The organism is Bacteroidota bacterium, assembly GCA_013696965.1.
Taxonomy (GTDB): Bacteria; Bacteroidota; Bacteroidia; order JACCXN01; family JACCXN01; genus JACCXN01.
In genome coordinates, this window is record JACCXN010000030.1 from 36,835 (window position 1) to 49,454 (window position 12,620).

General features: G+C 32.8%; 9 protein-coding genes. 5 read left to right on the forward strand and 4 right to left on the reverse strand.

Features of this window, described 5'->3' with window-relative positions; genetic code table 11:
- The first annotated feature begins 1 nt into the window (after position 1).
- Positions 2-1,225: a PP2C family protein-serine/threonine phosphatase gene (locus H0V01_04990; GenBank protein MBA2582728.1), complete on the forward strand. Its 1,224-nt coding sequence runs from the start codon at positions 2-4 to the stop codon at positions 1,223-1,225.
- Here H0V01_04990 and H0V01_04995 read toward each other — a convergent pair whose 3' ends face one another.
- The 4 genes from H0V01_04995 to H0V01_05010 form a co-directional block, all read right to left on the reverse strand.
- A complete protein-coding gene (locus H0V01_04995) occupies positions 1,226-2,668 on the reverse strand; it encodes an O-antigen ligase family protein (GenBank protein MBA2582729.1) in 1,443 nt (480 codons plus the stop codon).
- Positions 2,634-3,635 carry a hypothetical protein gene (locus H0V01_05000; protein MBA2582730.1) on the reverse strand — a complete coding sequence of 334 codons (1,002 nt, stop codon included), beginning with the start codon at positions 3,633-3,635 and terminating at the stop codon, positions 2,634-2,636. The genes H0V01_04995 and H0V01_05000 overlap by 35 nt, the downstream gene beginning before the upstream one ends.
- Positions 3,632-4,657, reverse strand: coding sequence for a hypothetical protein (locus tag H0V01_05005; GenBank protein ID MBA2582731.1), 1,026 nt, complete (start codon positions 4,655-4,657; stop codon positions 3,632-3,634). Before H0V01_05005 ends, H0V01_05000 begins: the two co-directional genes overlap by 4 nt.
- 78 nt (positions 4,658-4,735) lie before the next feature.
- Positions 4,736-6,175, reverse strand: a complete 1,440-nt coding sequence (locus tag H0V01_05010) for an oligosaccharide flippase family protein (GenBank protein MBA2582732.1) — start codon at positions 6,173-6,175, stop codon at positions 4,736-4,738.
- A gap of 89 nt (positions 6,176-6,264) precedes the next feature.
- Between H0V01_05010 and H0V01_05015 the strand changes: the two genes are divergently transcribed.
- The 4 genes from H0V01_05015 to H0V01_05030 all read left to right on the forward strand — a co-directional run bounded on the left by H0V01_05015 (position 6,265) and on the right by H0V01_05030 (position 12,609).
- Entirely contained in the window at positions 6,265-7,389 is a 1,125-nt protein-coding gene (locus H0V01_05015; GenBank protein ID MBA2582733.1) for a glycosyltransferase family 4 protein, read from the forward strand.
- Between the two features lie 87 nt (positions 7,390-7,476).
- A complete protein-coding gene (locus tag H0V01_05020) occupies positions 7,477-8,085 on the forward strand; it encodes a ribonuclease HII (protein MBA2582734.1) in 609 nt (202 codons plus the stop codon).
- 82 nt (positions 8,086-8,167) lie between these two features.
- Positions 8,168-10,885, forward strand: a complete 2,718-nt coding sequence (locus tag H0V01_05025; GenBank protein MBA2582735.1) for a DUF3352 domain-containing protein — start codon at positions 8,168-8,170, stop codon at positions 10,883-10,885.
- An 83-nt stretch (positions 10,886-10,968) separates the two neighbouring features.
- Positions 10,969-12,609: a hypothetical protein gene (locus H0V01_05030; GenBank protein ID MBA2582736.1), complete on the forward strand. Its 1,641-nt coding sequence runs from the start codon at positions 10,969-10,971 to the stop codon at positions 12,607-12,609.
- Positions 12,610-12,620: the final 11 nt, after the last annotated feature.

The window sequence follows — 12,620 nt, forward strand, 5'->3', positions numbered from 1 at the left end:
AATGTCATCAACGGTAAATAATAAAACATCGCTGATCAATAGCCAAAAATTGGATGTCTTGTTAAATGTCACCAAGGCAATCAATTTTAATCAGTCGACCGAGGAGTTATTAAATACCTACGAAAAATTTCTGCGCGAAAATTTGCGTATTGAAAAATTAATATTGTACAGCAATCAAAATAATGAATGGACGCATTTGATTAGTTATGGGATAAGCCCAAAAACTAAAAATATCAATATTGAAAAATCCTTACTTCCTTTAAAAGAAATAACTTCTTTAATTTCAACAAGCAATCCTGAACTTAAATCATTTGATATTGCTATACCCGTATATCATAAATCACAACCACTAGCCTATTTATTAATAGGTGACATTTATGATAAAGAAACTGAGATAAGTCCTACTATTAAGCACTTGCCTTTTATTCAAACATTAACCAATATCATTTTGGTTGCAATTGAAAACAAACGGTTTGCCAAGGAGAGAATACGGCAAGAGGGGATGAAAAAAGAACTTGAACTTGCTTCACAAATGCAATCACTTCTTTTTCCTGCAAACCTTCCCAACGATGATAAAATTGAGGCAGCCGCTCTTTACCAGCCCCATCAGGAGGTAGGAGGAGATTATTATGATTTTATCCGGCTTAATGAAAATGAGGTTGTATTTTGCATGGCTGATGTTTCGGGCAAGGGTATTTCAGCAGCTCTTTTGATGTCAAATTTCCAGGCAAATTTACGCGCCTTATTAAATGCAAAAATATCGCTTACAGATTTGATCAAGGACCTTAATTTAAAGGTTATGAGCAATACCAAGGGAGAAAAATTTATCACCTTGTTCGTTGCAAAATACAACCAGGTTACAAGAGTAATGCAATTTATAAATGCAGGTCATAACCCTCCTGTATTAATATCAGGCGATCAAATCGTATTGCTTCAAACAGGAAGTGCTGGATTAGGGATGGTAGATGAATTACCAAAAGTAAAGGAGGGAATAATAAATATTGCTCCCAATACCTGTTTATTTTGTTATACTGATGGAGTTGTTGAACTTGAAAATGAAGTTGGAGATGACTTCGGGATAGAAAGGCTAAAAGACCTTTTAAAAGATGTATCCAATAAAAGCATGGAACAAGTTAACTTATCCATTATTAAAAAATTGGATGAATTTAAAGCTAGTATGCATTATTGTGATGATGTTGCTTTATTGAGCTGCAGGTTTTACTAGTTATCCCATTTGCTGATCATCAGGCAAAGCATTTTCTTTACTGTGAAAAATATCCATTGCAGTTAAAATTGCCAGAAAACTCCAAAAAGGAACAGCTGCCTTATCTGTATCAAGGAAATTATTAAGAAAACCATGTATAACATATGTTGTAAAACCCAATAGCACAACAAGTACCAAGGTTTTTTTCCTGCTATCTTTTAGCCTTATATACAATAACGTGCTTCTATAATAAACACAAATAATAATGATAATAAAAGACAACATTCCAATTACACCTTGTTCAACAAGAGGGCCAATATATTCGCTATGCGCATTGCCCCCATCACCGGCATTGGTACTAATAATTGTCTTTTCATCGGAGTTTTGAAAAGGAGCATATTGAAAAGCATAAGTTCCTGGTCCCCAACCAAAAACAGGTTTTTCAATAAACATTCTCAATGCAGACTGCCATCTGTTGATACGTTCAAGATTCGATGCATCAGAAGTCACATTTGACATGGATTGTACATGTTCAGTAAGGTTGTTGGAGGAATCCTGCCTGTTTTTTTCAATCATCATTAATAAATCTGCCTGGAAGGCGAAAAACAATCCTAAAACAATTGTAGTAGTTAATATGAGTGTCAGGAATCTGACTTTGAGCAGGTATATAATTCCTAAAATTCCAGCAAATCCAAGACTTAGCCATGCAGCCCGGGTATATGAAAATACAATTCCAACAATAAAAACAAGCATAAAAAAAACGGCCAAGGATTTTACCACTTTAGAATAGTCATCTTTCAAAAAAAGAAAAAAGACAGGAAAAAACATTGCAAGAACAGCTCCATAGGAAGTATGGTCATTGTAAAAAGGTGACATTACCCAATGGGCGGGTTTATGCTCAAAATCATAACCAGCATGGTTAATTATGGTATAAATAACTACTATGCTTATTGGAATAATGGAAAGCCATAAGAATTTATTGATGTTTTTATACTTATGGAACAATTGAGTTCCGATAAAATAAAAAGGAATAATAAACCATAAACGTGAAAGAAGAAATTTAAAAGAAACCAAGGGCATAACACTGGTAACGGATGTAACAAAAGTCCAAAGAAGACTGACAATAATGGCAATTGTAACAGGGTGTTTTAATACTCTATTGTCGAAGTTGTTTTTGTGAATCAGCTTAAAAATGAACAAAATCATAGCCCCAAACATCAATGGTTCACTTGGCAGAGACAATCCAATATTAAAATCACTGTTTTCAATAACAACAGAAAGTGGAGTTAAAAAAACAATGAGCAACAAAAATTTGTCAAGGGAAAACAAGGAAAGAAGAACAATTGCTATTGCAAGGGGTAAAAGCAATATCCAATAAATTTCATGGTAAATAAAAAGGGCATTCAGTAATATAAATGAAATACTGATGCTATAAATCCATTTTAATTTCAGGGTCTGTAACAAGTCTAACCAGTTTTTCTTTTGAATTATTTACTTTTTCTTCACCATCAATAACAGCAAATACAATAACAGCCATTAAAAGTGTGGCTAGAGTTGTGGATAGCACTATTAACCATCTAATAGGATATGATTTCTTATCCGGCAATCTTGAATTGGATACCACATCAGAATAAGTAAGCTCCTTTGTAACATCCATTAAAAAGACACTGTACTTCTCCGTTAAATCTGAGTTAATTCCTCTTAAAACATCTGCTTTGGCCGTCATTTCAAAAAACTCTCCACCTTTTTCCTGGAGTGAAATCAATAATCCTTTGGCTTCTTTTTCAACAGCATTATTTTTAACTCCCCCAGAAAAATATCCTCGTGTAGCTTCTTGAACCTGGATATTATAATCTAGAATACCATATTTAAGCCTGAAATCTTGAATTACTTGATCAATCGAATCCAATTCCTTTTGATTTTGTTTAAGGTGGTTGGCATATACAAGAACTACTTCGTTTGATTTCTTTCTTTGCAGTTTTTGAGCCTTTTTATTATACAACACTATTAAATGATCTGTAATGGCCTTTGAAGTTGCAGGGTCTGTATCTGAAACCTGTACTTCAACTGATTCGTACCTGGTACTCTTAAAAGTAATATTTGAATTGTAGTTACTAATTACTTTTGAGTAATAACCCATTGAAGTAGTATCAATATCATAATGGAAAGCCAGGTTGAAAGTGTTTATAACCTCATCTCTAATATCACTACCATCCAGGATTTGAAGAGCTTGTTCAACAGGAGTTTCCGATCCATAAGGCAAAATATTTACAGGGTAAAAAACAACTGATGCCTTATATTTTGGATGGATAAAATATGGGCTTGAAAACACAGAGGATAAAACAACAGCAATAATACCAATGATTGCAAAATGCTTGATTCTTCTAAGCAAAATTAAAATTACCGGATTGACTTTATTTCCAACTTTCATTTTTTTGTTATTCTTGAAGTTTGAATATTTTCAAATAATAAAATTATTAAAACAGATCCTAATAATGCAGAGAGCGTTGAAACTACCACTATAAGCCATCTTACAGGATATGATTTTTTTTCAGCCGGAAAGGCGTGGTTTACAATAAATGCATGGGTAATATTTTGTTCCGCATCTACTTTGGCCTCCTCGTATTTTGTTTTTAATTGCCTGAGTTGCTTTCTGTCATGTTCAAGATTTTCGGAAATTGACACATATGCCCCTCCAAAATTTGCCAGTATTCTTAATTTTTCCTCTAACGCTTTAATTCCTTCTCTGTTGCCTTTAGAAAGGGCAATTGCGTATTCAGAGCCATAAACCTCAGATTGAGAAACATAATCAATTACACCAAAGTTTCTTAACACATTTAATGAATCCTCTTTAATTTTAATTTCACTTAAAATATTTTTGTATTCATTGGCCACAATATTAAATCCCTGGATTGCCCTGGTTTTTTGCATCCTGTTTTTTACAGTATCAAGCAATGCAGCAATATCATTGGCAATGTTAGCGGCAATTTGTGGATTTTCATCTAACACCTCTATTTTAACTGACATAAATTCAGTTCTCTTAAAAGAAATGTTATCATGGTATTCGTTAATTAGTTCTGTTTGCTTAAACTCACTTTTTTCATCGATCCTGTAATGACGAATAAGGTCATACTTTTCCATGATGTAGTTACGAATTTCATCCGAATTTAAAACCTGCAGGAGTTGTTCGGCATCGTCTTCCTCACCAAACTGCATAATATCATTCTTGCTACTTAATTGGTTTTCAGACAAAAGTGATTTAGAAATAGAACTTGTGGCAGAGGGAAATAATATAACTGTTGATTTATATTTAGGGTGAATCAAAAATGAAACAACAGAAGAGACTATAATGGCTGAAAGCGCTACAATTACTAGAATTTTACGTCTTTTATAAAGAAAACCTATCAGACCTGTGGAATCAAAATCTGTTATATAATCCTTTTCTTCTGGCATGTTATTTATTTTAAAAAAATGTAAAAGTAGATAATTTTTTGGGAATAATTATTTTTTTTGCCTATCCTTTAAATGCATTTATCCATACTTTATTATATGGTACATGGATTTAATATTTAAGACACCAGTTATAAATGCCCATAAAACACTTGTTAAAACCATTATAAGAAAATTTGTTATCCAGCCAAAAGGCAATATTTTAGAAAAGAATGCAAGGGCAACAACCCCGATTGAAAAGAAAACTATTTTAGCTATTAACTTAAAATTTATTTCGAATTTAAAAATAAGAGCAGTAAGAACAACCTGAATTAAAGCTATCAAAGAATTGGTAATTAAACCAGAAATTGCGGCTCCTAGGGACAAAAACCGTGGAATAAGGTAAAAGTTGAGGGCTATATTTACAACCACTCCAATAGCAGCAAGCCAGTTAAGTTGTTTTAAATTACCATTTGCAGTTAATAAAGTCCCGAAAATATAAGTAAAAGACATTGCAATGAAGGAAAACATTAAAACACCAAACACCTGAGATGATTCATAAATGTACTCATGGTAGAGCAAATCCATAATTTCAAACCTGAAGAAAAAAGAACCTGTGGCAGAAATGACCGCCAAAGCAAGAATTAAGGAAAGGGAAAGATTAACTAATTCATTTATTCTCTCATTTAACTTAATCATCCTGGCAAAAAGGGGAAGCAACAGGCCTGCAAATAAAAATCCAATCATATTTGCAGAATCCAGTAATCTGTATGCCTGGGCAAAAATACCTGTTTGTTCAGCACCCGAAGGCAGTATTCTTTCCATAATAATGGTATCTGATTTTGTATAAATCATCATTAACAAAATCAAAAGAGCAAAAGGATAGCTTTGTTTTAAGATAGAAATAAAAAAAGGTTTGCTCCAGGTAAGTTTAAACACACCTGCTTTATTAAATACCACTAAAAAAGCTATAATTGCAGTAATGGCATAACCAGCAGTTTGGGTGTATATAAACCATTCTATTTTATATTCGCTTTCAAAAATGTTTCCCCATAATAGTACTACACTAATTGCTATCATTATTAACCTATCTAAAACAGAAATCAGGCTATCAGTTTTGAATAAATGCAATCCGGAAATATTCGAACGTAAATAAAGGACAAAAGAAATAAGGAATTGATTGAATACAAGCAACAACAGCATTTTAATTTCCTCCCCTTTATATCCAACAACAACAGCAAAAACAAGGGTTACAATGGCATAAAACAAGGCCAGTATAAATTTTAATCCAACAATATTTGAAAAATGCTTGGTTAACAGGTGGGTGTTTTGGGCTATGTTTTTGTTGTTAAAATTGGTAATTCCAATATCCAGCAAAGCATTCAATAAAAAAGAAAAATTAAAAAGCGCATAGTATAAACCGAAACTTTGGGCTCCAACAACATTTTGCACTTCCCTATCTATACCCAATATCCAGAATGGCTTAATAAGCAGGTTCAGAAATAACAGAAGGGCGAGGTTTGTAATAAATTTTCTTTGCATAACAATGGATGCAAAAGTAATAAAGGATTCGCTTAATTCTTATACTAACTTCTTTTTCTTACTTTTGCAGGCATAATTTCTCTTACCAATTGATAATAGCTGTTAATACAAGGTTACTGATCAAAAACAAACTGGAAGGTATTGGCAGGTTTGCATATGAAACCCTAAGTCGTATTACTGTTCAACATCCTGAACACACCTTTGTTTTTATTTTTGATAGAAATTATGAAAAGGAATTTATTTTTTCCTCCAATGTAATTCCAGTTATCATTGGACCTCAGGCCAGGCATCCAATTTTGTTTTTTTTGTGGTTTGAGTTTAGTGTAAAAAAAATACTTGCAAAATATAAAGCGGATATTTTTGTTTCACCTGATGGTTATTTGTCACTTTCAACAAATGTAAAATCCTTGGCTGTTATACACGATTTAAATTTTGAACATTATCCTGATGACTTGCCTTGCCTGATTGGCAAATACTACAGGTATTTCTTTCCCAGGTTTGCAAAAAAAGCCAGCAGGATTGCAACGGTTTCAAAATTTTCAAAACAGGACATTATACACAGATACGGTATTTCTGAAGATAAAATTGATGTGGTTTACAATGGGCCCTCAGATATATTTAAGCCTGCCATTGCTGTTGATATTGAAAGCACAAGGAGCAAATATGCAAATGGCAAACCCTATTTTTTATATGTTGGATCGCTTCATCCACGAAAAAACATTGGCAACTTATTTAAAGCGTTTGATTTATTCAGAAAAAAAACAAAAGCAGATATTAAACTTCTTATTACTGGGGAAAAATATTATTGGACAGATGAAATGCAAAAAGTATATGAGAGCCTGGAGTTTAAACAAGATATTATTTTCACAGGAAGAATAAACGATTTGGAATTGGCAAAGGTTATGCCTGCAGCACTTGCCCTGACTTATGTTTCATATTTTGAAGGCTTTGGAATACCTGTTGTTGAAGCCATGCAATGTGATGTTCCTGTAATTACATCCAATCAAACTTCTTTACCTGAAATTGCAGGCAATGCCGCTTTATTAACCGATCCATTTTCTGTTGAATCTATAGCCCATGCAATGTCAGGAATATACAACTATCCCGCTTTAAGAAAAGAGTTAATTGAAAAAGGTCGTATTCGAAGAGAAAAGTATAGTTGGCAAAAAACCTCAGAATTATTATTTGATAGCATTTGCAAAGCAGTTAAGTAATTTTTTTTGTGAAGTTAATGACGAAAAAAAACAATCGTGAATATAATTTTAATCTGATTAAATAAAACAACCTTAAGCCACAATAAAATGTTACTAAATTATTATACAGAAAACATTATTGAGGCTGGTTGCGATGAGGCAGGCCGTGGGTGCCTTGCAGGACCAGTATATGCAGCTGCTGTTATTCTTCCTGCAAATTTCTCCAATGAAACGCTAAATGATTCAAAACAATTAACCGAAATTCAAAGGTATAAGCTTCGGGAAATTATTCAGGAACAGTCCGTATGCTGGGCTGTTGGAATAGTATCAAATTTAGAAATTGATAAAATAAATATTTTAAATGCCTCTTTCCTTGCAATGCACCGGGCTATTGCCAAACTAAAAATAAAACCTCAGGAATTGATTATTGATGGAAACAGGTTCAATCCATACAAAAAAATTCCTCACCATTGTATTATAGAAGGTGATGGCAAATATTTATCAATTGCAGCAGCATCAGTTTTAGCAAAAACTTACCGTGATGATTTCATGAAGAAAATTCACAAAAAGCACAAAAAATATAACTGGGATAAAAATAAGGGTTATGCTACAGCCTGGCATAGAAATGCAATTGAACAGCATGGCATCACAGATTATCACAGAAAAAGTTTTCGTTTATTTGAACCAGCCCAAATTGAAATCGATTTCGATGAATAGGTTTGTATTTTTTTCGTACTTTACAATGGAATCATGCTGCATTTTCCTTATTTTTGAATCATATTAGCCAAATCAATTATTAATGACCAGAAAAATCATTATTGCTATTCTTACCTGTTTATTTTTGGCAATTCTTACCTACTCCTATTTTAACTTCAGACAAATAAAATCTCCTGTTACCAATGCTCTTCATGCTATTCCAGAAAATGCAGCACTAATAATTAAAATCAATAATGCACAAACATTAATTAATAAAATAAATGATGGAAATATAATTTGGGCAGAATTAATTAATACAGAATTCTTTTCTGAAAGAGACAAAGAACTTCTTTTTATTGATTCCATAATAAAAAACAATCCCACCATAAGGGAAATAATGGAAACCCAAAGTTCTTATTTATCCATGCATAAATCAGGGGCCCAGAAAGTAGATTTTTTGTTTTCTGTAACTATGCCTCCATATACTGATCAAAAAGATATACATAAAATCATTTTTAATAATGCTGCAGGGTGGAATGTTACCTCAAGATCATTTAACGGAATTCCTGTTGTTAATATTCAAAAGCAATCATCATCCATTAATTACAGTATTGTTAAAGGAATACTAATTTTCAGTCCTTCTGCTATTCTTATTGAAGAATCTATTAATCAAATAAATTCAGGGAAATCAATTGATGATAATTTAGCATTTCAATCTATTCAGGCCACAGCAGGCACTAAAGTAAGCGCGAATTTTTTTATTAATTACACTAATCTTAGCCAGGCATTATCCACTTTTCTATCTGAAAATCATCCAGCAACCCTAAATCCACTTTCGGGGTTTGCAAATTGGGCAGCATGGGATTTAAATATAAAACCAAATGCAATTCTGCTTAATGGTTTTTCAAGCAGCCAGGACAGCTCAAACAATTATCTAAATTTGTTTGGAAAGCAAAAGCCTCAAGGTATAGAATTAACAAGGATTCTTCCTTCAAACACTGCAAATTTCATGTTTTATGGATTCAGTAATTTCTCTTCTTTTCATAGGGATTATAAAGAATACAGAAAAAAAGAATATCCACTAAACGAACAATTAATCCACGAATTCATTACTAAAAACGGACCAGATTCAGAATCGGATATAGTTTCATGGATAAGCAATGAAATTGCAGTAGGTATGCTGGAAACAGCAAACAAGAACATACAAAGTCATGCATTTGCAGTTATCAGCGCATCAAATCTTGAAAACGCACACAAGCAACTTGGGAAATTCACTCAGAACAATGGAAATTCCATAGAAACTTATAAGGATTTTGAAATCTTTGAACTACCCATTGGCAATGCCTTTGAATTGATTCTTGGCAGCGCTTTTTCAAACCTTACAACACCCTATTATACAAACATTGGAAGATATATTGTTTTGGGAAATAGCCCTGTTGTTTTAAAGGTTTTCATCAATGAATTTTTGGCAGATAGAACTTTAAAAAAAGATAATCAATACATCACCTTCGCTGAAAACATATCTACAGATGCCAACATATATGCCTATTTTAATGTTGCCCGCTCCATTGAGCCCTATCAAGACCATTTGAAAGAAGATTATTCCAATGTAATTACCAAGCATAAGGAATTGTTTAGAAAATTTGAAGCTGTGGGTTTCCAGGTAAATAGTGATGGCAAGTTTTTTTACAATAATTTTTACCTTAAATATAACCCGGTCTATAAACAACAATCCGTTTCTCTTTGGGAAACCCAACTTGACTCTACGGTAAGTTCAAAGCCTGAATTATTAACCAATCACCTTAATAATTCCAAAGAGATATTTGTACAGGATGATGGAAACACAATTTATTTGATCAGCAATACCGGTAAAATTCTCTGGAAAAAACAATTGGAAGAAAAAATAATAAGTTCTGTTCATCAAATTGATTTATTTAAAAACGAAAAACTCCAACTGCTTTTCAATACCTCATCTAAACTCTATTTATTGGATAGAAATGGGAATGACATTGAGAAGTATCCGGTACAATTTAAACACAAGGCCACTTCGGCCCTTACCTTACTTGATTATGAAAACAGCAATGATTACCGGATTTTTATAACCCAAAGTGATAACAGCATTTACAATTATTCCGGTAGTGGGGAATTGGTGCGAGGCTTTGTTCCTGTAAACACTGAAATGCCCGTTTACGCACCTATACAACACACCATAGTGAATGGAAAGGATTATTTAATTGCTGTGGATAAGACCGGAAAAGTTTATATTTTTGACCGTAAAGGGGAAACCAAGATAAAACTTAAAGAAAAATTAATAATCTCAGACATACATAATAATTTGTTTCTTGAAAAAGGCAAGGATCTTTCAAAAACATATCTTGTTTCAACTGATTCCAGCGGAACAATAATTAAACTTAATCTTAGTGATGAGCTGGAAAAAATAAATATTGGTGAATTTTCGTATCCGCATTTTTTTGATTATAAAAACATAACCGGAGATAATATGAAAGAATATATTTTTATCAATGGCAATAAGCTTCATGTTTTTAACCAGAACAAGGAAAATCTTTTCAAACATGAATTTAACAATCCTCTAAATTTACAATCTCAATATTTTTATTTTCCAGATGGCAATGGCAAAACAGGTGTTACAGATGTATTAGCTCAAGAAATTTATTTATTTGATGAAGCAGGAAATTTGTTTGATAATTTCCCTCTTAAAGGCAGCACTTTATTTAGTATTGAAGATATCAACCAGGATAACAATCTAAATATTGTGGTAGGATCAGGAAGAAACATATACCTGTATCAAATAATCCCATAAATCATCTTGATTCCCTGAAAGAACGGGCCTTTAATTTTTCTATAAAATTGAAAAGGTTATATTTGCTTAATAAATACATTTTTATGAGAAAGATTTTAAACTCCATTGGGATTATTTGTTTTCTAAACTCCATCGTACTTTTGCAAGGCTGCATTAAAGATAAATTGAGTCTTGACAATCTTAAGGATGAATGGAACCCAACCTTTGCAATACCACTTGTAAATGCTTCATTGGGAGTTTATGAGATTCTTGCTAACACAGATAGTAGTGATATAGTTGTAATAGATCCAGTAACAGGATTTATAGCTTTAGTTTACTCCGGAGAGGTGGTTTCTTTTGATGCCAGGGATATAGTTGGACTCCAGGATCAAATAGGACAGGATGATATAACCCTCTCCCCTTCCGAATTCAGCACACTTACTACAACTGGTTCAGTATCCAAAACCCAAAACTCTACACATGTATACCTTCCTACATCTGTTATTCAAATTGATAGTTTAAGATTAAAATCTGGTACAATTCAATTGAATGTTAATAATAGCCTGAATCATAGCGGAACTCTTAAAATACGGATTCCGGGAATGGTTAAAAATGGTATTTCATTTGAACAAACAATACCCATAAGCTCGAGCCTTCCCAATAACCTACAAACCATTAACCTTCAAGGATACAGTGTAAAAATGGCAAGCGGCCCGGGAAATTACAATGAAATTCCTATTGAATATATATTAGATTTAAATTACTCAATAGGTCAATCGGGAAATGGAAACATTTCCGTGGAAAGAAGGTTCATTGGATGGGAATTTGACAGAATATTTGGTTATTTTGGCCAACAAATAGTAAGTTCGGCCCAGGATTCCATACAATTAAAAATATTCAACAATTCCACCGATGGTTATTTTGAATTAACAAACCCAAGCATAAAATTCAATATCATTAATTCATTCGGTTTTCCAATAGATTTAAATATAAATGTACTTAAATCCAAAAATATTGAAACAGGAGTAGAAACAAATATTGCATTAAATAATTTTCCGAATCCATTTGCAATTAACTATCCTTCTGTTTCACAAATAGGAGGTTCCGCAAGCACTCCCAAAAAACTTGACAAATCCAATAGTAACCTTGCCACATTAGTAACCCCTACTCCCAAATTTTTTATTTTCGGCATTACCGGCCAATCAAATCCAAATGGTTTACCTGCTCAAAATGAACGTAATTTCATGACCGATGAAAGCAAATTTGTGATAGAAACGGAAATTGAATTGCCACTTGAGGGATTTGCTTTTGGTTTTTCAGTAATTGACACCTTGGATTTTAGCTTTTCTGAAAACAAAGAAGAAATTGAATCCTTGTTAATCAGGATAAATGTAGACAATGGATTCCCGGTTGATTTGCGTATGCAGCTTGTTCTCCTGGATCAAAACTATAAGCCATTAGATTCTTTATTAAATCCATTAGAGAATTTAGTTCTATCAGGAGTTGTTGGCCCAGCGGGAAAAGTAACCCAGTCTTCTCAAAAAATTACTGATGTAAGCTATGATCAATCTAAAGTTTACAATCTGTTAAATGCTAAATATATCATTGTTAGAGGAACATCAAATAGTTTCGGAGCTTCTGCTTCAAATGCATCAAATACGATTTCTAAAATTTATGATGATTATAAAATTAACGTACGTGTTGGGCTAAAAGCCAGTGTTCGTCCTGGAGGAATATTAAATTAAATAATTGTAAT